At 67.5% G+C, this 22,276-nt stretch carries 23 protein-coding genes; 18 read left to right on the top strand and 5 right to left on the bottom strand.

Annotated features, from left to right (window positions below; genetic code table 11):
* Positions 1-17: 17 nt before the first annotated feature.
* Complete coding sequence (locus tag RSD66_RS07830) at positions 18-749, bottom strand: arginyltransferase (protein ID WP_346522779.1); 732 nt, start codon at positions 747-749, stop codon at positions 18-20.
* A 133-nt stretch (positions 750-882) separates the two neighbouring features.
* A complete protein-coding gene (locus tag RSD66_RS07835; protein ID WP_024352964.1) occupies positions 883-1,785 on the bottom strand; it encodes a flagellar motor protein MotB in 903 nt (300 codons plus the stop codon).
* A 126-nt stretch (positions 1,786-1,911) separates the two neighbouring features.
* Between RSD66_RS07835 and RSD66_RS07840 the strand changes: the two genes are divergently transcribed.
* Positions 1,912-2,418, top strand: a complete 507-nt coding sequence (locus RSD66_RS07840) for a flavin reductase family protein (RefSeq protein WP_003168128.1) — start codon at positions 1,912-1,914, stop codon at positions 2,416-2,418.
* Between the two features lie 14 nt (positions 2,419-2,432).
* Here RSD66_RS07840 and hemB read toward each other — a convergent pair whose 3' ends face one another.
* A complete protein-coding gene (gene hemB / locus RSD66_RS07845) occupies positions 2,433-3,434 on the bottom strand; it encodes a porphobilinogen synthase (RefSeq protein ID WP_415289553.1) in 1,002 nt (333 codons plus the stop codon).
* A gap of 311 nt (positions 3,435-3,745) precedes the next feature.
* Between hemB and RSD66_RS07850 the strand changes: the two genes are divergently transcribed.
* The 8 genes from RSD66_RS07850 (at position 3,746) to RSD66_RS07885 (ending at position 11,081) form a co-directional block, all read left to right on the top strand.
* The gene (locus RSD66_RS07850; RefSeq protein WP_415289554.1) at positions 3,746-4,882 is read left to right on the top strand and encodes an isobutyryl-CoA dehydrogenase; all 1,137 of its coding nucleotides are present in this window, start codon (positions 3,746-3,748) and stop codon (positions 4,880-4,882) included.
* Positions 4,879-5,931, top strand: a complete 1,053-nt coding sequence (locus RSD66_RS07855) for an enoyl-CoA hydratase/isomerase family protein (RefSeq protein WP_415289555.1) — start codon at positions 4,879-4,881, stop codon at positions 5,929-5,931. Before RSD66_RS07850 ends, RSD66_RS07855 begins: the two co-directional genes overlap by 4 nt.
* Positions 5,932-5,982: 51 nt before the next feature.
* The gene (locus tag RSD66_RS07860; RefSeq protein WP_346522785.1) at positions 5,983-7,353 is read left to right on the top strand and encodes a class II 3-deoxy-7-phosphoheptulonate synthase; all 1,371 of its coding nucleotides are present in this window, start codon (positions 5,983-5,985) and stop codon (positions 7,351-7,353) included.
* On the top strand, positions 7,350-7,916 hold the full coding sequence (locus tag RSD66_RS07865) for a prephenate dehydratase domain-containing protein (protein WP_415287185.1): 567 nt from the start codon (positions 7,350-7,352) through the stop codon (positions 7,914-7,916). Before RSD66_RS07860 ends, RSD66_RS07865 begins: the two co-directional genes overlap by 4 nt.
* Before the next feature lie 311 nt (positions 7,917-8,227).
* Positions 8,228-8,989, top strand: coding sequence for a chorismate mutase (locus RSD66_RS07870; protein ID WP_415287186.1), 762 nt, complete (start codon positions 8,228-8,230; stop codon positions 8,987-8,989).
* A 48-nt stretch (positions 8,990-9,037) separates the two neighbouring features.
* Positions 9,038-9,673, top strand: a complete 636-nt coding sequence (locus RSD66_RS07875) for an SPOR domain-containing protein (RefSeq protein ID WP_415287188.1) — start codon at positions 9,038-9,040, stop codon at positions 9,671-9,673.
* A 120-nt stretch (positions 9,674-9,793) separates the two neighbouring features.
* The gene (locus tag RSD66_RS07880; protein WP_024352955.1) at positions 9,794-10,627 is read left to right on the top strand and encodes a division plane positioning ATPase MipZ; all 834 of its coding nucleotides are present in this window, start codon (positions 9,794-9,796) and stop codon (positions 10,625-10,627) included.
* A gap of 25 nt (positions 10,628-10,652) precedes the next feature.
* A complete protein-coding gene (locus RSD66_RS07885) occupies positions 10,653-11,081 on the top strand; it encodes a molecular chaperone DnaJ (RefSeq protein ID WP_415287190.1) in 429 nt (142 codons plus the stop codon).
* Between the two features lie 11 nt (positions 11,082-11,092).
* On the opposite strand, the gene RSD66_RS07890 is transcribed toward RSD66_RS07885, so the two are convergent.
* Positions 11,093-11,863 carry a tRNA1(Val) (adenine(37)-N6)-methyltransferase gene (locus RSD66_RS07890; protein ID WP_415287192.1) on the bottom strand — a complete coding sequence of 257 codons (771 nt, stop codon included), beginning with the start codon at positions 11,861-11,863 and terminating at the stop codon, positions 11,093-11,095.
* 43 nt (positions 11,864-11,906) lie between these two features.
* Here RSD66_RS07890 and RSD66_RS07895 point away from each other — a divergent pair, with 43 nt between their 5' ends.
* Complete coding sequence (locus RSD66_RS07895; RefSeq protein WP_119412398.1) at positions 11,907-12,980, top strand: polyprenyl synthetase family protein; 1,074 nt, start codon at positions 11,907-11,909, stop codon at positions 12,978-12,980.
* A complete protein-coding gene (locus RSD66_RS07900; protein ID WP_024352951.1) occupies positions 12,980-13,393 on the top strand; it encodes a hypothetical protein in 414 nt (137 codons plus the stop codon). Before RSD66_RS07895 ends, RSD66_RS07900 begins: the two co-directional genes overlap by 1 nt.
* Before the next feature lie 4 nt (positions 13,394-13,397).
* On the opposite strand, the gene RSD66_RS07905 is transcribed toward RSD66_RS07900, so the two are convergent.
* On the bottom strand, positions 13,398-14,603 hold the full coding sequence (locus RSD66_RS07905) for a pyridoxal phosphate-dependent aminotransferase (RefSeq protein ID WP_024352950.1): 1,206 nt from the start codon (positions 14,601-14,603) through the stop codon (positions 13,398-13,400).
* A gap of 122 nt (positions 14,604-14,725) precedes the next feature.
* Here RSD66_RS07905 and RSD66_RS07910 point away from each other — a divergent pair, with 122 nt between their 5' ends.
* From RSD66_RS07910 to rodA, 7 genes are all read left to right on the top strand, one after another.
* Positions 14,726-15,448, top strand: a complete 723-nt coding sequence (locus tag RSD66_RS07910; protein ID WP_415287195.1) for a TVP38/TMEM64 family protein — start codon at positions 14,726-14,728, stop codon at positions 15,446-15,448.
* A 13-nt stretch (positions 15,449-15,461) separates the two neighbouring features.
* Positions 15,462-16,079 (top strand): glutathione S-transferase family protein, encoded by a 618-nt coding sequence (locus tag RSD66_RS07915; RefSeq protein ID WP_119411869.1) that lies wholly within the window; start codon positions 15,462-15,464, stop codon positions 16,077-16,079.
* A 253-nt stretch (positions 16,080-16,332) separates the two neighbouring features.
* Positions 16,333-17,373: a rod shape-determining protein gene (locus tag RSD66_RS07920; protein ID WP_003168146.1), complete on the top strand. Its 1,041-nt coding sequence runs from the start codon at positions 16,333-16,335 to the stop codon at positions 17,371-17,373.
* Between the two features lie 119 nt (positions 17,374-17,492).
* Positions 17,493-18,581 carry a rod shape-determining protein MreC gene (gene mreC / locus RSD66_RS07925; protein WP_415287198.1) on the top strand — a complete coding sequence of 363 codons (1,089 nt, stop codon included), beginning with the start codon at positions 17,493-17,495 and terminating at the stop codon, positions 18,579-18,581.
* Positions 18,578-19,096, top strand: coding sequence for a hypothetical protein (locus tag RSD66_RS07930; RefSeq protein ID WP_415287200.1), 519 nt, complete (start codon positions 18,578-18,580; stop codon positions 19,094-19,096). Before mreC ends, RSD66_RS07930 begins: the two co-directional genes overlap by 4 nt.
* Positions 19,093-21,096, top strand: a complete 2,004-nt coding sequence (gene mrdA, locus RSD66_RS07935) for a penicillin-binding protein 2 (RefSeq protein ID WP_119411872.1) — start codon at positions 19,093-19,095, stop codon at positions 21,094-21,096. The genes RSD66_RS07930 and mrdA overlap by 4 nt, the downstream gene beginning before the upstream one ends.
* Positions 21,093-22,250 (top strand): rod shape-determining protein RodA, encoded by a 1,158-nt coding sequence (rodA, locus tag RSD66_RS07940; RefSeq protein WP_119411873.1) that lies wholly within the window; start codon positions 21,093-21,095, stop codon positions 22,248-22,250. The genes mrdA and rodA overlap by 4 nt, the downstream gene beginning before the upstream one ends.
* The last annotated feature ends 26 nt before the right edge of the window (positions 22,251-22,276 follow it).

Genomic DNA, 22,276 nt, shown 5'->3' on the forward strand with positions numbered 1-22,276 from the left:
CTTGTGGGAGAGGGGCCTTACAGCCGCTCCCAGCCCCAGGGGCGCAGAGCCTCCAGCGGGCGGAACTCGGCCTTGTAGTCCATCTTGGGCGAACCTTGGACCCAGTAGCCGAGGTAGACATAGGGCAGTTCCACCGTCTCGGCCTGTTGCAGGTGGTCCAGGATAGCAAAGCGGCCCAGACTGCGGCGCTCCATATCCGGGTCGAAGAAGCTGTAGACCATGGACAGCCCGTCATGCAGCAGGTCGGTCAGGCAGACGCCGACCAGACGGCCGGGCCCGTCGTCTTCGCTGGGCAGGCGGTATTCGATCAGATGGGTGCGAACAGCGGTGTCCTCGACCATGGAGACATAGTCGGACCAGCTCATGTCGCTCATTCCGCCCCCGGGGTGGCGGGTGTTCAGATAGCGTTGCAGCAGGTCGAACTGCTCCATCGTCGCCTCGGCCTCGACTAGGTCGCGCGACAGGTCGGCGTTGCGGGCAAGGATGCGGCGGCGTGAACGGGACATCTCAAACTCAGCCACCGGAATCCGCACCGAGACGCAGGCCGCGCAGGCCTCGCACGCCGGGCGATAGGCGATGTTCTGGCTGCGGCGGAACCCGGCCTGGGTCAGGGCGTCGTTGACGTCGGCGCCGTCGCTGAACGGCAGGTTGGCGAAGACCTTCCGCTCGAACTTGCCCGGCAGGTAAGGGCAGGGGGCGCTGGCCGTCATGAAGAATCGGAGCTGGCGCGAGAAGAAGTGCTGCGTCACGGCTGTCGCTCCGTGATGGTGTCAGCGCCCGCACAGGGGCTGGATGGGTACGCGCGGCTCATGTCCTGATTTGGCGCGCAACCAGCCGTTTTCGCAAGCCTTCTTCGCGCGGCGGGCTTATCGCCGCGCTTCCTCACAGGCTGGTGTCCGTGGGCAGGACCGGCGCCTCGCGCAGCAGGACGATGGCGATGCGGCGGTTGCCCGCCAGCGACGGATCGTCCGGATACAGCGGATCGGACCCCGCCTTGCCCGCGACGGAATAGACCCGGTCGGCGTTCACGCCCGCACCCTGCAGCGTCAGGCGCGAGGCGTCGGCGCGGGCCGAGGACAGGGGCCAGTCGCCGGGGCTGCTGGCGCGGCTGGAGCCGGCGACGGCGCTGGTATGGCCGGTGATGGAGATGCGGTTGGGCAGTTGGTTGATGACCTTTGCCACGGCACGCAGCAACAGTTGGGCGCGCGGGTTGGGGCGGGCCGAGCCGTTCTCGAACATCGAGCGGCCTTCCTGGTCGACCAGCTGGATGCGCAGGCCTTCGGGCGTCTGATCGATGATCAGCTGTTTCGACAGTTCGGCCAGTTCCGGCATGGACTGCATGGCCTGACGCAGGGATTCGGCGGCGCTGGCGAAGTCGGCGGCCTCGCGCCGGGCGATTTCGGCGCGCAGGGCGGCCTCGCTGGCCGAGGCCAGGTTGGAGTTCTGGCCTGCGTCCTGGGGGGCGTCGGGCGCGGCCGGGGCCAGTTGTTCGATGACGGCGTTGGAGCCGGCGCCCTTGGCTCCTTCGGAATCGCCCAGCGACGTGCCGCCAAGAATGCCGCCTGAGCCCGAGGTGGAGGCGGATACGCTGGCCGGGGCGAAGTATTCGGCGATGCCGCGTTTCTGTTCCGGGTCAGTCGTGTTGATCAGCCACATCAGCAGGAAGAAGGCCATCATGGCGGTGACGAAATCGGCATAGGCCACCTTCCACGCGCCGCCGTGGTGTCCGCCGCCGGAAACCTTTTTCACCTTCTTGATCAGGATCGGGCGATCATTCAGCGCCATGGGGCGGGGTCCGTCTTAACCGTGTTCGTTCGCCTTACATCCCATGCGGGGCTTAAGAAGCGGTTGCACGTGATGCAGCGCCCTTGTGCCCTTGCCGATGCGGGCCGCACGGCCTAGCTGAGGGCCATGTCCGACGCGTCCGCTTTTCCCGCCGCCGAATTCGATCCTCGCGCCTATCGCCGGGCGCTGGGCGGGTTTGCGACGGGGGTATGTGTGGTCACGGCCCATACGGTCGACGGGCCGATGGGGATCACGGTGAACAGCTTCACCTCCGTCTCGCTGGACCCGCCGCTGGTGCTGTGGTGCATGGACATCAAGTCCGACCGACATGACGCCTTCGCCGGGGCCGAGCGCTTCGCCGTTCATATGCTGCCGGTCGAGGACAAGGCCATGTCCGACCGTTTCGCCTGGGGGGTGTGCCGTCTGTCGGACGATGAGTTCGCGGTTGATGATCCCGAGCCGCCGCGCCTTCTGAACGCGGTGACGCGCTTGACCTGTCAGACCCATGACCGCATCGTCATGGGCGATCACCTGGTCATTGTCGGCCGGGTCGAGGCGTTCGACACGCGGCCGGGCGACGCTCTGACCTATTTCCGAGGCAAGTACGGCAAGGCGGTCGATCCGACCGCTTGATTCTGGATAAAGGCTTAGCCCATCATCCGCGCGGCTTGAGGCGCGAAATAGCTGATGACGCCGGACGCCCCCGCGCGCTTGAAAGCGTGCAGGCTTTCAAGGATGGCGCGGTCCGGGTCCAGCCAGCCGTTGGCGAAGGCGGCCTGCATCATCGCGTACTCGCCGGACACCTGATAGGCGAAGGTCGGAACCTTGAACGTCTGCGACACCAACTGGACGATATCCAGATAGGGCAGGCCCGGCTTGACGATCAGGGCGTCGGCGCCTTCCGACAGGTCCATCGCCACTTCGCGCAGGGCCTCCTCGGCGTTGGCGAAGTCCATCTGATAGGTCTTCTTGTCGCCGGTCAGCGACTTGGACGAACCGACCGCGTCGCGATACGGGCCATAGAAGGCCGAGGCGTATTTGGCCGCATAGCTGATGATCAGGGTGTCGCTCAGGCCGTTGGCCTCCAGCGCCTCGCGGATGGCCTGAACACGGCCGTCCATCATGTCGGACGGCGCCACGGCGTCGGCGCCTGCGTGGGCGTGGATGAAGGCCTGTTCGGCCAGTCGCTCCAGCGTCGGGTCATTGACGATACGGCCGTTCTCCAGAACGCCGTCGTGGCCGTGGTCGGTGTAGCAGTCCAGCGCCACGTCGGTCATGACGCCGATCTCGGGCGCGGCGTCCTTGATGGCGCGGATGCAGTCGGGGATCAGGCCGTCCGGGTCGGTGGCGGCGGTGGCGACATTATCCTTCAGCCCGTCGTTCACATTGGGGAAGAGGGCGACCATCGGAATGCCCAGATCGCGCGCCTCGACGGCGGCCTTGGCGGCCTCCCTGGGCGACAGGCGGAAGACGCCCGGCATGGAGGCGACCGGCTGGCGGTCTTCCGGGCCGTCATGGACGATCAGCGGCCAGATCAGATCGGCGGGCGTCAGCGTCGTCTCGGCGACCAGACGGCGCACCCACGGCTGCGAACGCAGGCGGCGAGGGCGGGCGTAGGGGAAGGCGGCGGGCTGGAAGGGGATGGTCATGATGCGCGGCTTAAAACAAAGCGCGGGGAGAGGCAAAAGACGAACTGTCCAAGCGGGCGAACACCCTTTCTCCCCGCTCATCCCGGCGGACGCCGGGACCCAGTGAAAGCCACGCGCGCATCGCTGACATTGGGGGCGCCATGGCATGAACTTGAATGGGTAGGTTTGAAGCCAAAGTACTGGATCCCGGCGTCCGCCGGGATGAGCGGAAATCTAGGTGGGAGCCGACAGCAAGGTGACGCGCGCGCCGCCAGCCGTTAGAAGCGCCCCGAACGCCCCGTCAGAGGGCAGGCTGTAATGCGGGAGCTTTCATGAACTTCGCCCTCACCGACGATCAACGCGCCATTCAGGACGCGGCCCGCGCCTTCGCCGAGGCCGAGCTGGCCCCGCACTCGGCCCGCTGGGACGAGGACAAGCATTTCCCGGTCGACGTGCTGAAGGCTGCCGCCGAGATGGGTTTCGCCGGCATTTATACGGGCGAGGAACACGGCGGCATGGGTCTGGGCCGGGTCGAGGCGGCGGTGATCTTTGAAGAACTGTCGCGCGGCGACGTGGCGACGGCGGCCTTCATCTCGATCCACAACATGGCGACGTGGATGATCGACAGCTTCGGCTCGGACGAGCTGCGGACGCGCTTCGTGCCGTCGCTGGTCGGGATGGAGAAGATCGCCAGCTACTGCCTGACTGAGCCCGGCTCGGGCTCGGACGCGGCGGCGCTGCGGACGACGGCGGTGCGCGATGGCGACCACTATGTGCTGAACGGCGCCAAGGCCTTCATTTCCGGCGCCGGGACGTCGGACGTCTATGTCGTCATGGTCCGCACGGGCGGCGAGGGCCCTAAGGGCATCTCGACCCTCGTGGTCGAGGCGGGGACGCCGGGCCTGTCTTTCGGCGCCAATGAGAAGAAGATGGGCTGGAACGCCCAGCCGACCGCCGTGGTCAGCTTCGACGACTGCCGGGTGCCGGTCGCCAATCTGGTGGGCGAGGAAGGCGCGGGTTTCAAATACGCCATGGCCGGTCTGGACGGCGGGCGCCTCAACATCGCCGCCTGCTCGCTGGGCGGGGCGCGTCTGGCGCTGGAGACGGCGCAAGAATACGTCGCCGGCCGCAAGCAGTTCGGTCAGGCCATCGGCCAGTTCCAGAACACCCAGTTCGAGCTGGCGGACATGGCCACGGATCTTGAGGCCGCCCGTCTGATGGTGCTTCGCGGCGCCTGGGCCATCGACACCGGCCACGCCGAAAAGACCAAGTGGTGCGCCATGGCCAAGCGCCTGACGACCGACGCCTGCTTCCAGATCGCCGATCAGGCGCTGCAGCTGCACGGCGGCTACGGCTATCTGAAGGACTATCCGCTGGAGCGGATCGTGCGCGACCTGCGCGTTCACCGCATTCTGGAAGGCACGAACGAGATCATGCGGGTGATCATCGCGCGGGAGCTGGCGAAATGAGCGAACTCGAAGTCATCACCCGTATCGAGAACGGCATCGGCCGCATCACCCTGAACCGGCCCAAGGCGATCCACGCCCTGAACCGGGCGATGTGCGAGGCGATGATCGAGGCGCTGCTGGCCTGGCGCGCGGACGACGCGGTTCAGTCGGTGCTGATCGACCACGCGGGCGAGCGCGGCTTCTGCGCCGGGGGCGACATCCGCATGATCGCCGAGAGCGGGGCGGGGGACGCGTCAGAAGCCAAGGCCTTCTTCAAGGCCGAGTATCAACTCAACCATCTGATGTTCGTCTATCCCAAGCCGATCACGGCGGTGGTGGACGGCATCGTCATGGGCGGCGGCGTGGGCATCAGCGAACCCGCCGACATCCGCATCGCCACCGAGCGCACCACCTACGCCATGCCTGAAACCGGCATCGGCCTGTTCCCCGACGTGGGCGGCGGCTGGTTCCTGCCGCGCCTGCCGGGCCAGACGGGAGTCTGGCTGGCCCTGACCGGCGCGCGGCTGAAGGCGGCGGATACGGTGGCCTTGGGCATTCACACTCATTACGTGCCGAGCGAGGCTATCGAGGGCCTGAAGGCCGATCTGCTGGCCGCGCCTGCCGATCCCAAGGCGGTCGCCCACCGCGTCGCCGGGGACGCTGGGCCTTCGCCGCTGGCGCCGCACCGCGAGGCCATTGACCGCCTGTTCGCCTTCGACACGGTCGAGGAGATCGTCGCCGCCCTTCAGGCCGACGGTTCGGAGTGGGCGTTGAAGCAACTGGACATCCTGAAAACCAAGTCGCCGCAGTCGCTGAAGGTCTCGCTGCGCCAGATCCGCACGGGGGCGACCCTGACCGACTTCGCCGACAACATGGCGATGGAATATGCGCTGGGCGGGCGCGTGGTGCAGACCCATGATTTCCAGGAGGGCGTCCGCGCCGTCATCGTCGACAAAGACAATGCGCCGAAGTGGTCGCCGGCCGAGCTTTCTTCGGTTTCCGACGCCCAGATCGAGGCCTTGTTCGCACCCTTGCCCGAGGGTGAGGCATGGAAACCGCTGATCGGGTAATTTTCTGCAAGGTTTGTTGTTCCAGATCGCTGAAAAGCCTATCTTGGCGGCATGAGTAAGCGCTGGACCCCCGAATCCTGGAGAAACAAGCCCGTTCTGCATATGCCGACGGACTATCCGGACGCCGCCGAACTGGCGCGCGTCGAAGACGAGCTGCGCGCGATGCCGCCCCTTGTCTTTGCGGGCGAGGCGCGCAAGCTCACCAGCCACCTGGCGCAGGTCGAGGCGGGCGACGCCTTCCTGCTGCAGGGCGGCGACTGCGCCGAGAGCTTCAAGGAGTTCTCGACCGACAACATCCGCGACACCTTCCGCCTGATCCTGCAGATGGCGGTGGTCCTGACCTTCGCCGGTCGCAAGCCGGTGGTGAAGGTGGGCCGTATCGCCGGTCAGTTCGCCAAGCCGCGCTCGTCGCCGGTTGAGGAGATCGGCGGGGTCGAGCTGCCGTCCTATCGCGGCGACATCATCAACGGCATGGGCTTCACCCCGGAAGAGCGCACGCCCGATCCGCAGCGCCTGATCCGCGCCTATAACCAGTCGGCCTCGACGTTGAACCTGCTGCGCGCCTTTGCGGGCGGGGGGTATGCGGACCTCTACAACATCCACCGCTGGACGCTGGGCTTCGCCGACGACGGCGCGGGCGCGGCTTACCGCGAGCTGGCCGACAAGATCACCGAGGCCCTGGCCTTCATGGAGGCGGTCGGCGTCACGCCCGAGACGCATCCCGACCTGTCGCGCGTCGAGGTCTTCACCAGCCACGAAGCCCTGCTGCTGAACGTCGAGAGCGCCCTGACGCGCCTGGACGGCTCGACCGGCGAATGGTTCGACACCTCGGCCCACATGCTGTGGATCGGCGAGCGCACCCGCCAACTGGACGGCGCCCACATCGAGTTCATGCGCGGCATCTCCAACCCCATCGGGGTCAAGTGCGGGCCGACCATGACGGCGGACGACCTGCTGCCGCTGATCGACGCCCTGAACCCGAACAACATCCCCGGCCGTCTGACGCTGATCGGCCGCTTCGGTCACGACAAGGCGGGCGACCGTCTGCCGGGCCTGATGCGGGCGGTGAAGGCGGCGGGCAAGCGCGTCATCTGGTCGATCGACCCGATGCACGGCAATACGCTGAAGGCCGGCAACGGCTACAAGACCCGTCCGTTCGATCGCGTCATGGGCGAGGTCCGCACCTTCATCGACGTGGCCGAGGCCGAGGGCGTCCACCCCGGCGGCGTCCACCTGGAAATGACCGGCCAGAACGTCACCGAATGCATCGGCGGCGCTCAGGCGGTGACCGAAGACGACCTGTCGAGCCGTTATCACACCCACTGCGACCCGCGCCTGAACGCGGATCAGGCGCTGGAGCTGGCCTTCCTGGTCGCCGAGCGCCTCAAGGCCGGGCGGCAGGCCCGGTCCGAGGCCGCATGACGTCAGACGACGAAACGCCCGGCCGCGTCGCCTATCAGGGCGCGCCGGGCGCCTTCAGCCACGAAGCCTGCCTGGACCTGCGCCCGTGGGACGAAGCGGTCGGCTTCGAGACCTTTCAGGGGGCGATCGACGCTGTCTTGACCGGCGACTGCCACTGCGCCCTGATCCCGGTCGAGAACTCGACCGTGGGCGTGGTCGAGCCCGCCGCTACGCTTGTTCGAGAGGCGGGACTGGTGGCGGTCAGCGACGCCTGGCGGCCGATCCGGCTGGCCCTGCTGGGCGTGCCCGAGGCGCGGCTGTCGGACGTGAAGACGGCCGAGAGCCACCCTGTGGCCCTGCAACAGTGCTCCAAGGCGCTGAAAGAGATGGCGATCGCGTCCGTCGAGGTGTTCGACACCGGGGGCGCGGCCGCTGCGGTGGCCGAGGCGGGCGACGTCTCGCGCGCCGCCGTCGCGCCCGCTCGCGCGGCTGAGGTCTATGGCCTGTCGGTTCTGCGCAACGATCTGCAGGATTTCAGCGACAACCGCACACGGTTTGTTCTCTTTACGGCTCCTGAGGCTTGACCGCGCATAAAATTTGCTGTTGTAAGGCCCGGTCGGATCAACCCTGATCCAGAAACCGGACCGGATTCATGTCCTCGCTGCGCGCACAAATGACCCTTGAAACCACCTCGCGCGCGGTGGCCGGCTTTTATTTTGGCTACGGCTATTACGGCTTTCGATACGCCGGCTGAGGCGTCGGGCTTCTAACCAAACCCTGACTGTCTCGCTGGCGACCGCTTCTCCCCAAGCGGCCAGTACGCGCGTTCACGCCTGACCTTCTGTCGGCGGGACGCGACCTCCCCATCGAAATCCCATGCTGAAAGCCATCTCCCATGTCGCAATCCGCCATCCAGCAAGTCTGGCCCGCCGAATCCGCTGAACTGAGCGCCGAACAGAAGGCGCTGGCCGCCCTGCGCGCCGAAATCGACAGCCTGGACGATCAGATCCTCGAGCTGTTCGAGCGCCGCCTGTCCGTCGCCGCCCAGGTGGGCAAGGCCAAGGACGCGCCGACCGGCCCCCACACCAAGCTGCGCCCCGATCGCGAGCAGGCCGTTCAGGCCCGCATCCTGAAGCAGTGCGAACCCGAAAACCGCGAAGCCGTCGAACACCTGTGGCGCGAGATCGTCGGCTGGGGTCTGGCGCGTCAGGGCCGTCTGCAGGTCCAAGTCTGGGCGCCGATCGATCCGTCCAAGGCCGTGGACGGCGCCCGCCTTCGTTTCGGCGCCGCCGCCGACATCAAGCTGGTCCTCGATCCGCAGGCGGCCCTGGCCCATGCGGCCGAGGGCAAGGGCGTGGCGGTCCTGTCCATCAGCGGCGATGATCCCTGGTGGATCGGCCTGCGTCGCGAGTGGTCGATGCTCAGCGTGTTCGACGGTTACGGCGGCGAGACGCCGACGTCTCTGGCCGTTGGCAAGATTGATCCGCCGGCCCTGCCCAAGGGCCGCCGCGTGGTGGTCACGGCGGGCGGCGATGCGGGCGACGGCTCGGGCGCGCGTCGCTGGGGCCTGAACACGCACCACGGCTGGACCTTGGCTCTGACCGACGCCGACGTGGCGCCGGGCGAGGTCGAGGGCGGCGTCGGCGCCATCGGCTGAATCGGCGCGTTAACTCCGTCTCAAAGCAGGGCGGGCGAGGGTGGCGTTATGATCCAGCCCGTCCTGCATCGACTGCCGCTTGCCGTCGCCCTTTCGGCGGCCGCCCTGGTGCTGGCGAGTTGCGGCGTGAACGAGCGCGATCCGCACCGTTTCGAGGCTCTGGCGCAGTCTGTCGCCGCCATCCCGGTATCGGCTGAAGCGGAGGGTCAGGCGGCGTCGGGAGCTGCATCCTCCACTCCGCGTCAGCGTGCAGCGCCGCTGAAGGTCGAGCTGATGACCCCGCACGAGCTGTGGGACGCGCGCGAAGGTCTGGTCGCCAAGGAAGGTCTGGGCAAGGTTCGTCGGACCTCTGCGGCCGCGCCCGCCGCAAGCGCCTATCCTGATTTCGAGGCCCCTGCGCCTGCCGTCCCGGCGGAACGACCATCGACGCCGACGGCGCGCCATGTGCAGCTCGGCGCCTTTTCCAGCGAGGAGGGCGCCCGGGCGGCGTGGTCGCGCCTGAGCCGCAGCACGGGCGGGGCGGCCCTGTCGGGGCTTCAGCCTGCCTATGAGGCGGTCGAGGTCGGCGGGCGCCGTCTGGTCCGGCTGAAGGTCGCCGCTACGGCTGAACAGGCGCAGATTCTGTGCCGCGATCTGGCGGCGTCGGACCCCTGGTGTGCGCGCTCCGGCGGCGCGGCGGCCTGATCGTCCACAGGCTCAGCTTAAGGTTTCGTTGACGATTGGCTCTCGCGGCCCGATCCTGCGCGGCATGGGCGGGCTGCGGACAGAGATGAGTCGCGCCTGCTGATCACAGTGGGATTTCACATGGCGCAGCCTCAGGTCATCGTCATCGGCAATGAAAAGGGCGGGGCGGGCAAGTCCACCCTGGCCATTCACATCGCCACCGGCCTTCTTCATGCCGGTCGCAAGGTCGCCATCATCGACCTGGACCTGCGCCAGCGCTCGCTGGAGCGTTTCTTCGCCAACCGCGCCGCCTGGACCAAGGCCAACGGCCATGTGCTGCCGCTGCCCATCGTTCCCGACATGGGCGACGGCAAGGTGCTGCATAAGGCGGATGAGGCCGAGCAGTTGTCGCGTTTCGAGGCGGCGTTCAGCTACGCCAAGTCGTCGGCGGATGTCATCCTGATCGATACGCCGGGCGGGGATACGCCGCTGTCGCGCGCCGCGCATGGCCGGGCTGATCAGATCGTCACTCCGATGAACGACAGCTTCGTCGACTTCGACCTGCTGGGCGAGGTGGACCCGGTGACGCTGGATCTGATCCGCCCCTCGATCTATTCGGAAAGCGTCTGGGAGGCGCGCAAGCACCGCGCCATCACCGAGGGCCGCCAGGTGACGATCGACTGGATCGTGGTCACCAACCGTCTGGCCGTGGCCGAGGCCCGCAACCGTCGCCGTCTGGCCTCGCGCATGGCCAAGCTGGCCAAACGGGTCGGCTTCCGCGTCGGGCCGGGTCTGCGCGACCGGGTCATCTATCGCGAACTCTTCCCCTTCGGCCTGACGGTGGCGGACCTGTCGAACGATATCCGCCCGGTGTCGGTGTCGCTGGCCCACGTGGCAGCGCGGCAGGAAATGCGCAATCTGATGCAGGCGCTGGGGCTGGACGACGCCATCGCGGCGATGGACGCGGCGGCCTGACTGCTTCATGGGCCGATAGAGCTTTATGGGATTGATCTGGCTGGGTCTGGCCGCCGTGGCCCTGTGGGCTCTGGTGCGGCTGGGCCGTCAGACCGAGCGCGCCCGGCGCGGTCACTGGCGCATCTCGGCGACGATACTGAGCGCGGCCCTGTTGGCCGGGGCGGTGCTGGCGGCGGCGCGCGGGGCGTGGCTGATCGGCGGCGGCATGGCGCTGGCCGGGGTCTGGCTGGCTGTGCAGTCGCGCGTCCGGCTCGCGGTGCCGAAGGTTCAGCCCTCAGAGCGGATGAGCGAAGCCGAGGCGCGGGCGATCCTGGGCGTAACGGCCGGGGCCGACGCGCAGACGGTGCAGGCCGCCTGGCGCCGCCTGATGGCGCGCGCCCATCCCGATCAGGGCGGGACCGAAGGCCTGGCCGCCCGCGTCAATGCAGCGCGTGATCGCCTGCTGAAGGGGTAGAGGCCCGGCGGTCAGAAGCCGAGTTCGGCCTCGCCGCGCAGAATGGCCTCGGCCTGTAGGGTGTGCTTGGCCCCCGCGCGGTCGTGTACGATCAACGGCGGCAGAAGGCGCAGCGGCGCCTTGCCCGTCTTGATGGCCTGAACCAGCACCCGTTTGGCGGGCTGATCGACGTAAGGCTGGATCGGGCGAATGGCGAACGAACCGGCCTTGGGCGCGAGCAGGGCAAGGATGTCGGCCAGCCGGTCGGCGCGGTGAATGATGACGATGCGTCCGCCCTCGCGCACCGCCTTCAGCAAAAAGCCGGTCCAGGCCGACAGGCCGTCGTCGGCCATCCAGGCGCCGCGCTTGCCCTCGGCGGGGGCGCGCAGGGCGCCGGGATCGTCGAAGAAGGGCGGATTGCTGATCGCCCAGTCGAACGGCGGCAGGTCCAGGGCGCGGAAGGCGTGGGCCACGTCGCCGTCCAATATGGTCGTGCGCGAGGCGGCCTGATTCAACTCTGCGTTCTGTCGGGCCAGGGCGGCGGCGGCGGCGTCGCGCTCCAGTCCGGTCAGCTGGGCCTCGGGCCGTCGCGCCGCGATCTGCATCAGCACCGCCCCGGCGCCGCAGCCGGCCTCGATCACCCGTTCGCCCGGTCGGGCGCCGACGGCGGCGGCCAGCAGAGCCGCGTCCAGACCGGCGCGATAGCCGCGCGCAGGCTGGCGCAGGCGTATGCGTCCGCCCAGCAGAGCGGATTCCGCAACATCGGCGGCGGTTGTAAGGGATGACTCGGCTTGACCCATCATGACGCCGCCACCATTGTGCGCCGCGTCGCGTCCGGGCAAGCGGATGCGTGTGAATTTCGGGCGAATCTCCCCCTTCGCCCCTGTGCTGAAAGAGATTTTCGTGGACGCAGCTCTCGCCGTCGCCTCCCGGCCCAAGGGCGATGTAGACGCCCTGGTTCGTCTGGCCAAGGACGACATGGCGGCGGTCGACGCCCTGATCATCGCGCGGATGCAGTCCGATGTGCCGGTGATCCCCCTGCTGGCCGAGCATCTGGTCTCGGCGGGCGGCAAGCGTCTGCGTCCCCTGCTGACGGTCGCTGCGGCGCGCGCGGCGGGCCAGACCGGCGACATCGAAGGCCCCAAGAAACTGGCCGCCTCGGTCGAGTTCATCCACACCGCCACCCTGCTGCATGACGACATCGTCGACGGCTCGGAAATGCGCCGGGGCAAGGTCGCGGCGCACCTGATTTGGGGCGCGGCCTCTTCGGTGCTGGTGGGCGACTTCCTGTTCGCGCGCGCGTTCGAGCTGATGGTCGAGACGGATTCGCTGCGTGCGCTCGGCATTCTGGCGCGGGCCTCGGCCGTGATCGCCGAGGGCGAAGTGCTGCAACTGACGCGCGCCCATGACCTGAATCTGGACCTAGACACCTATCTGCAGATCATCCGCGCCAAGACGGCCGAGCTGTTCGCCGCCGCCGCCGAGTCCGGCGCGGTCGGAGCGGGCGCCACGGATGAACAGGTCGCGGCCCTGCGTGACTACGGCATGGGTCTGGGCATCGCCTTCCAGTTGGCGGACGACGCCCTGGATTACGGCGGCGCGACCGAGACGCTGGGCAAGAACGCCGGCGACGACTTCAACGAGGGCAAGGCGACCCTGCCGCTGTTGCTGGCTGTTCAGCGGACCAAGGGAACCGAGGACCTGTTCTGGGACCGCGTCATCACCAAGGGCGACCGCAAGCCCGAGGATTTCGAGCGGGCGCGCCAGTTGATCGTCAGCAGCGGCGCCGTCGAAGCCACCCTGGATACGGCGACTGAATACGCCGACCGGGCCAAGGCCGCCTTGCAGGCGCTGCCCGCCGGGCCGTGGCGCTCGGCACTGGAGTCCCTGGCCGACTTCGCTGTCAGCCGGGCGACCTGATGCTGGCGGCGCTTCTTGTCGCCGGGCAACTGGGCGCGCAACAGCCGCCAAGTTTTACATTGAGGCCAGAGCCGGGCGACGCCCTGAGCGCGCAGCTGTTTCGTCTGGAGTCGGGCGATCCGGGCGGTCAGGCACGCGCTCTTCTGGGCGAGGACATGACGCGGGATGACGCGGCGCTGGCCGTGCGTTCCGTGCCGCCGTTGATCATGCTGTATCGCGAGGGAAGCCTGCCCGACGGCCCGATCGTGCTTTACGCAGGGCCCGAGGTTGAGGGTGAGCCGGACGCCGCCTGTCGCCTGTCACGCATTCCCGGCGGGGTGGTCGACAACTCGCGTCGCGCCATCGTCTGGTGCAGCGAGTTCATCCTGAAAACGGCGCCGACGTTGAACATTCCGCCGGCGCCGGTTCACTGAGAGCTTATTTCAGGCTGGCGCAGAAGCGCTGGATGCGGGTGCAGCCTTCTTCCAGCACCGCTTCCGACGTGGCGTAGCTGATGCGGAAATAGGGGCTGAGGCCGAAGGCCGCGCCCTGGACCACGGCCACGCCCTCGGCGTTCAGCAGCTCGGCGGTGAAGGTCTCGTCATTGTCGATGACCACGCCCGAAGGCGTCGTCTTGCCGATCAACTGCTCGATCGACGGATAGACGTAGAAGGCGCCTTCCGGCTTCGGACAACGAATGCCGTCGGCCTGATTCAGCATGGAGACGACCAGGTCGCGACGCTTCTCGAAGGCGGCGGCGCGCTCAGCCAGGAAGTCCTGCGGGCCGTTCAGGGCCTCGACAGCGGCCCACTGGCTGATGGAGGAGGGGTTGGAGGTCGTCTGGCTGGCGACCTTGCGCATCAGGTCGATCAGGGGCTTGGGGCCGCCTGCATAGCCGATGCGCCAGCCGGTCATGGCATAGGCCTTGGACACCCCGTTGCAGGTCAGGGTGCGGTCATACAGGTCCGGCGCGACCTGGGCGATGGTGACATAGTCGAAGTCGCCATAGACGAGGTGCTCATACATGTCGTCGGTCAGGATCCAGACCTGCGGATGCTTGCGCAGCACCTCGGCCAGGGCTTCCAGCTCAGCCCGGGTATAGGCGGCGCCGGTTGGGTTCGACGGGGAGTTGAGGATCAGCCACTTGGTCCTGGGCGTGATGGCCGCGTCCAGCACTTCGGGGCGCAGCTTGAAACCGTCGGCTTCCTCGCCGACCACGGTGACGGGCTCGCCGCCGGCCAGCAGCACCATGTCCGGGTAGGACACCCAGTAGGGCGCGGGCACGATCACCTCGTCGCCCGGATTCAGGGTGGCGACGAAGGCGTTGTAGATCACCGGCTTGCCGCCCGAGGCGACGTGGATCTGGTTGGTCTCGTAGGTCAGGTCGTTTTCGCGGGCGAACTTGGCGACGATCGCCGCCTTCAGTTCGGGCATGCCGTCGGCGTCGGTGTATTTCGTCTCGCCGCGCTTGATGGCTTCGATGGCCGCCGCCTTGACGTTGTCGGGCGTGTCGAAGTCCGGCTCGCCGGCGCCCAGGCCGATCACGTCGCGACCCTGACGTTTCAGCTCGCGCGCCTGGGCGGTCACGGCCAGGGTGGCCGAAGGCTTGACGCGGGCGAGGGAGGCGGACTGAAGGCTGGACATGGCTATCCTGTCTGGAGGATGTGAAGAGAGCCGGGGAGGCGAAGGCTTGATACGCAACCCCGCAGGGCCGCACAACGTTTGTGCGCGTCGCGGACGATCAAAAGGCGATTTGGGCGAAATCTATGCGGCGGGTCGTCGATTTTCTGCTGAATATGGAGGCCAGACGGTGGCGCACCCTGGCCGTGACCCTGCTGCTGCTGGCGGGAATCATCGCCCTGTTCGCTCTGGGCAAGACGCAGTTGGCGCTGGGGGCTGAGGATCGGCTGGAGCACTGGCTGGCGGGGTATCGCGCCGGGCCGTGGGGACTGGCGGCGGCGGTTGTTGTTTTCACCCTGTCGGCCTTCATCGGCGTGCCGCAGTTCCTGTTGATCGCCGCCTGCGTGGTGGCGTTCGGGCCGTGGTTCGGATTTCTCTATAGCTGGATCGCCACCATCGCCTCGGCGGCCGTGACCTATTGGCTGGGGCGCGGGCCGACCGCGCGGACGCTGGAGCGGTACGGCGGCGGGACGGTTGAGCGCATCCGCAGGTTCGTCGGCCGCAACGCCTTTTCGGCCAGCTTCATCATCCGCAATGTCCCGTCGGCGCCCTTCATCGTCGTGAACATGGCCTTCGGCGCCGTGCGCGCCTCATTCCCGGCCTATCTGGCGGGATGCGCGCTGGGCGTCCTGCCCAAGACGGCGCTGGTCGCCTTCTTCGGCGGATCCTTCATGGCGGCGGTCAGCGGCGACGGCGTCTGGACCTCGGTGATCCTTGCGGCGGTCGCCGCCGTCTGGCTTGTATTGATGCTGGCGGTGCGCGAGTGGGTGAAGCGCCGTGAGGCTGCGCGCGGCCTGTCAGTCGATTGATCGGAGAACGACCATGCTGAAGCTTTATTACTCCCCCGGCGCCTGCGCCATCGCCTCGCACATCGGTCTGGAAGAGGCGGGCGCGGATTATGAGATCGAGAAGATCGACCTGCGCGCCGGTCAGCAGCGGACGCCGGAATATCTGGCGATCAATCCGGCGGGCGTGACCCCGGCGCTTCAGACCTCCGAGGGCGTGATCACCCAGAACGCGGCCATCCTGGCCTATGTGGCGCAGACGCATCCGCAGGCCGGACTGGCCGATCTGAAAGACCCGTTCGAGTTCGCGCGGATGCAGGCCGTCAACGGCTGGCTGGCCTCGTCGCTGCATCCGGCCATCGGCAAGACGCTGTTCTCACGACCGGCGCTGGAAGGCGAGGCGAAGGAGGAGGCCGTGAAGATTGCGCTGGAGAAGTACGATCTGGCCGAGAACCATGTGCTGACCGGCCCCTGGGTCATGGGCGAAGATTATTCGATGGCGGACGGCTATCTGATGGTCTTCACGCGCTGGGCGCGTCAGGCGGGGCTGCTGGACAAGACCCGGTTCGCCAGGCTGAACGACCATCTTGACCGGGTGCAGGCGCGCCCGGCCGTACAGCGCGTGCTTGAGGCCGAAGGCATTCCGGCGGTCTGATCCGCGTGCGGCCCAAGCGGGGCTGGAAAGCTTGACTGGCAAGGCTTTCAAGCCTTGCCGTGACAAGCCTGTGATCGAGAAGCCATAGGCGCTTGCAATCCCCGCGGCATGAGGGCAAACGGGCCTGTAGTCGGCTCGGCGAAGACGGTCAGGACGGCTTTGCGGTTACGCGAAGCGGGGGTAGGGCGTCGCCACAGCGGACGAATGAAATTCACGCCCTTGCAGGCCCGAACTAAAGCGGTAACCGACGCCCATGCTTTCACCCCTCTTCGGCATGATTTCCAATGACATCGCGATGGATCTGGGGACGGCCAACACCCTGATCTATATGCGCGGCAAGGGGATCGTCCTGAACGAGCCGTCGGTCGTCGCCCTGCGCAACGTCGGCGGCCGCAAGATCGTCCACGCTGTCGGCCTTGAGGCCAAGCAGATGCTGGGCCGGACGCCCGGCCACATGGAAGCCATCCGCCCGATGCGCGACGGCGTCATCGCCGACTTCGAAGTCGCCGAAGAGATGATCAAGCACTTCATCCGCAAGGTTCACAACCGCAAGGGTTTCGTGAATCCGAAGATGATCGTCTGCGTCCCCTCGGGCGCCACGGCGGTTGAGCGCCGCGCCATTCACGACAGCTGCCTGAACGCCTCGGCGCGCCGTGTCGGCCTGCTGCCCGAGCCGATGGCCGCCGCGATCGGCGCCGGTCTGCCGATCCATGAGCCGACCGGCTCTATGGTCGTCGACATCGGCGGCGGCACGACCGAGGTGGCCGTGCTGTCGCTGTCGGGCGTGGTCTATTCGCGCTCGGTCCGCGTCGGCGGCGACATGATGGACGACGCCATCATCGCCTATATGCGCCGCAACCATAACCTTCTGATCGGCGAGACGACCGCCGAGCGCATCAAGAAGGACATCGGCACTGCCCGCGTCCCGGCCGACGGCGAAGGCCTGTCGATCGAGGTCAAGGGCCGCGACCTGATGCAGGGCGTGCCGCGCGAAGTGAAGATGAGCGAGCGCCAGGCGGCGGAAGCCCTGGCCGAGCCGGTGGCCCAGATCGTCGAAGCCGTGAAGGTCGCGCTGGAAGCCACGCCGCCGGAACTGGCCGCCGACATCGCCGACAAGGGCATCATGCTGACGGGCGGCGGCGCTCTGCTGCGTGGTCTGGACACCGAGATCCGCGACCACACGGGCCTGCCGGTTCAGGTGGCGGACGATCCGCTGTCGTGCGTCGCCATCGGCTGCGGCAAGGTGCTGGAGCACCCGTCGTGGATGAAGGGCGTGCTTGAGGCGTCGCTCTAACAGACTGACTGGCCGCCGGGGGCGCCGCAGACTGCTATAGGCCGCCCCCGACGGTTGTTTCACACGCGAAGGCGGGCCTCGGCCCGCTGATCCCTGAGCTCTAGCAGGAAGGGCTGGCCGTGGCGTTTCGCGACGGACCGTTCGAGAATCTGAAGGTGCCGCTGGCCTGGACGGCTGCGGTCATGGTTGTCGGCGGCATCGTCGCGGCGATCATGCTTCTGCTCGCCGATCGCCCGCCGCCGAGCGTGGATGATCTCCAGCCCGCACAGGCTGCGTTTGATACCGCCGCCGGAACGACGGGCGGGGTGTTGGCCGCTCCTGTGCGATGGACGGGCGACGCCGTCGACTTCGTCAAAGGCTATTTCTTCGCCGTCTCCGAGAACCGTCGCCTGCGCCGTGAACTGGCGGAGATGAGCGCATGGCGCGACGACGCCCTGGCGCTCAAGAACCTCAACGCACGCTATGAACAACTGCTGGGCCTGCAGACCGAACCGCCGATCGAGATGACGGCCGGGCGGGCCATTACTGATGCGCGCGGCCCCTTCGCGCGTTCGCGCCTGCTGAACGTGGGCGCCGCCAAGGGCGTGCGCGTGGGTAATCCGGTCCTGAGCGAGCACGGCCTGGTCGGCCGCATCGCGGGCGCCGCCGGCGGTTACAGCCGCATGGTTCTTCTGACCGATGTGGCTTCGCGTATTCCTGTGATGGTCGAACGCACCGACGCGCGCGCCATGCTGACCGGAGACGGCAGCCGCAGCCCGCGTCTGGACTATGTGCGTGGACAGGGCTCGGTGCAGGACGGCGACCGCATCCTGACCTCGGGCGACGGCGGCGGATTCCCGCGCGGCCTGCCGGTCGGCGTCGTGGCCAAGGGGGTCGACGGCTCCTGGCGTGTCAAGCTGTACAGCGACCGCACGGCCATCGACTATGTGCGCGTCCTGCTGTTCCAGGATTTCGGCCAGCTGGCTGATCAGAACGCGCTGAACGCACCGCCGTTGTCCAGCCTGAAGACGGCGCCGCCGCCGACCGCCGCCCAGGCCGCCGCCATTCAGGATGTGGCGACCCGCCGCGCCGCCGCCGTCAAGGCCGCCGCCGACCGTGTGCGCGCCGCCAACGCCGCCCCGCCGCCGGTTCCGGCCGCCCCGCCGCTCCCAGCCGCGACCCAGCCTGCCGCACCTGCGGCTGGAACGCCCGACGGGGGCCGCGAGTGAGACGGACGATCACCGTACGGATGGTCGGTCCGATGCAGTGGATCGGCTACCCGGCGCTGATCGCCGCAGCCGCGACCATTCTGTTCGCCATTCCGCTGCGCCTGTTCGGCCTGACCTTGCCTGAGCCGGTCTGGCCGATGGTGTTGGCCTTCGCCTGGCCGCTGATCCGGCCGTCGATGCTGGCGCCGGTCGTGCTGTTCGGTCTGGGACTGTTTCTGGACTTCTTCTGGGGCGGCAAGGCAGGGATGTGGGCGCTTAACCTGCTGCTGATCTATGGAGCCATTCTGCTGGCTTCGAAATATCTGGCGGGGCAGGCGACCATCGTCCTGTTCGCCCTCTATGTCGCCTCGACGGGGCTGGCGTTTGCGGTGGCCTATTTTGTGACGCGCGGCAGCCTTGGGAATGCGCCCAATCTGCTGGCTATCATGGGGCAGATGATCCCGACGTTGTTGCTCTTCCCTCTGGCCGGCTGGCTGATCGAGCGTTTCGACGACGCGGACGTGCGATTCCGATGAGCAGCGAACCGCATATCTTCTTTTCCGATGTGAACGAACGGCAGGGCTCCTTCCTGCGGCGCACCATGCTGATGGGCGGGGCGACGGCGCTGGGCGGTCTGGCCCTGGTCGGGCGGCTGGCGCACCTGCAGTTGTTCAAGTCCGAAGAGTTCGCCACCCTGGCGACCCGCAATCAGTTCAACTTCCGTCAGGTCCCGCCGCCGCGGGGCCTGATCAAGGACCGCAACGGCGTGGTCATCGCCGGCAACCGGCCCAGCTTCCGCGTGCTGGTCGTGCGCGATGAGACCAAGGATCTGGATCAGACGCTGGACCTGCTGGGCCAACTGCTGCCGGACACGCTGGAGCGGCGACGCACCATCATCCGCGAGGTCAACGCCGCGCCGCGCTTCTCGCCGGTTCCGGTCAAGAGCGACCTGACCTGGGAAGAGTTCTCCAAGGTCAACCTGCACGCGGCCGAGCTGCCCGGCGTCATGGCTGACATGAACGAGGCCCGCTACTATCCGCACGGCGGCGCCTACGCCCATGTGGTCGGCTATGTGGCCAAGGTCTCGGATCGCGACGTGAAGGCGATCCGCGACAAGGGCGAGCAGCCGCCCGCCATTCTGTTCAACCCCGGTTTCCGCATCGGCCGTCAGGGCATTGAGCGCTCGCTGGACCTGGATCTGCGCGGCGTCGAAGGCGGCAAGCGGGTCGAGGTCAACGCGCGGGGCCGCGTCGTGGCCGAGGACATCGCGGGTTCGCGTCCGGCGGTGCAGGGGTCAGAGATCGTGCTGACGCTGGACAACGACGTCCAGCAGCGGGCGCTGGAGGTCTTCGGCGAAGAGGCCGGCAGCATGGTGGTCATGGATGTGCGCAACGGCGACATCCTGGCGATGGTGTCTTCGCCGTCGTTCGATCCAAACCTGTTCGTGTCGGGGGTGCCGTCCAGGATCTATCGCGCCCTGGCCGACTATGAGCGCCGCCCCCTGCTGGACAAGGCGTTGAGCGGGACCTTCGCGCCGGGCTCGACCTTCAAGCCGGTCGTGGGGCTGGCGGCGATGAAGCGGGGGCTGGACCCGTCGCGGCGCATCTTCTGCGGCGGCAGCTTCTATCTGGGGCGGCGCTTCGCCTGTCTGGGGCGGCATGGCGCGTTGGATCTGCGCGGGGCCATCAAGGCGTCGTGCAACGTCTACTTCATGACGCTGGCGGCAGAGATGGGGCCGGACGCCATCGCGGAGACGGCGCGGGATCTGGGCTTTGGGCAGACATTCGATATCGGCATCGGCGGCCAGAAGGCCGGGTTGGTGCCGGACCGCGAGTGGCGCCGCAAGAATCCGGTGCGCGGCGATACGAAATGGTATCCGGGCGAGAATCCCAGCTATGGCATCGGCCAGGGCGCGCTGACGGTGAACGCCCTGCAACTGGCCGTTTATACGGCGCGGATCGCCAATGGCCGCAAGGCGGTGACGCCGCGCCTGATCAAGTCGATCGGCGGGGTCGAGCAGGGCGGCAGCGCCTTCGCCGACCTGCCCTATACGCCCGAGATGATTCAGGTGCTGCGCGACGGCATGGAGGCGGTGACGGCCGCCGGGGGCACGGGCTTCCGCAACAGTCAGCTGGGCTTGGGCACGGTCAAGATGGCGGGCAAGACCGGCACGGCCCAGGCGCGCAACTATGGCTCCGGGTCGCGCAAGGGGGCGGGCCGTCCGTGGGACCAGAAGGACCACAACCTTTTCGTCGCCTATGCGCCGACCGACAATCCGCGCTACGCCGTCTCGGTTATCGTCCAGCATGGCGGTCTGGGCGGGGGGACGGCCGGGGCACCGCGCGCGCGCGAAGCGATGAAGGTGGCCCTGCTCAAGGACCCCGAAATCCGCGCCCGCATCGAATCGGCCGGTTTCGAGGCTCAGGAGGACGCGGGCGTCCGCGAAGCTGAAGCCAGAGGCGAGCCCATCGACAACGGCGATGCCGATGCAGGCGCCGCCGTCGCCCCGCCGCCGTTGACGGAGCCCGGACAATGACCGCTTCCGCCCTGACCCGCCCCGGCGAACGCGATCGCCTGTCCACCAAGTTCGCAGAGCTGGACTGGCGCATCATCGGCCTGCTGTGCATTCTGGCCGGGATCGGCACGGCGATGCTCTATTCGATCGCGGGCGGCCACTGGCAGCCGTGGGCAGCCAAGCATCTGATCCGTTTCGGGGTTTTGTTGGCGGGCATGATCGCCCTGGCCATGGTCCACCCGAAGTGGTGGTTCCACGCGGCCTATCCCGTCTATGGCGTCCTGCTGTTCATGGTGATGCTGGTTGAGTTCACCCCGCTGGGGTACGTGGCGGGCGGCGCCAAGAACTGGCTCCACCTGGGCTTCATCCGCATCCAGCCGGCCGAGTTCGTCAAGATCGGCCTCGTGCTGGCCCTGGCGCGCTGGTATCATGGACATTCGGCTCAGGACGCGCGCTGGTCGTGGAAGCTGTTGTTTCCGGCCGGGATTATCGGCGTCCCCTTCATCCTGGTGGCCAAGCAGCCGGACCTCGGCTCGGCCATGATCATCGGCCTGACCGGGGGGGTGATGATGTTCATGGCGGGCTTGAGCTGGCGCGTGATCGGCGCAGGCGTCGCCGCCGCCGTGGCCGTCATCCCGCCTTTCGTGATGTTCGGCATGCACGATTATCAGCGTAACCGGGTTCTGACCTTCCTGAACCCTGAAGCCGACCCGTCGGGCACGGGCTACAACATCATCCAGTCCAAGATCGCCCTGGGTTCGGGCGGATTGATGGGCAAGGGCTATGGCCTGGGCAGTCAGAGCCAGCTGGAGTTCCTGCCGGAACGCCACACGGACTTTATCTTCTCGACGGTGTCGGAGGAGTTCGGCTTCATCGGCTCCTTCACCGTCATAGCCTGCTATGTGGCGCTGATCCTGATTTCGTTGCGGATCGCGGCGCTGTCGCACAGCCATTTCGGTCGTCTGAGCGCGGCGGGCATGACGGCCTTCGTGGCCCTGTTCATGCTCATCAACGGGGCGATGGTGATGGGGCTGGCGCCGGTCGTCGGCGTGCCCATGCCGATGCTGTCCTATGGCGGATCGTCGATGATGACGGTGATGGTCGGTTTCGGCCTGATCCTGTCGACGCGCGTGCACCGCTATGTCGAACTGCCGAAGGGACAGGGGCTGTTCTGACCGCTTGTGCGCGCTAGGTTTGCGGC

The organism is Brevundimonas sp. S1H14 (genome assembly GCF_047716865.1).
GTDB lineage: Bacteria > Pseudomonadota > Alphaproteobacteria > Caulobacterales > Caulobacteraceae > Brevundimonas > Brevundimonas naejangsanensis.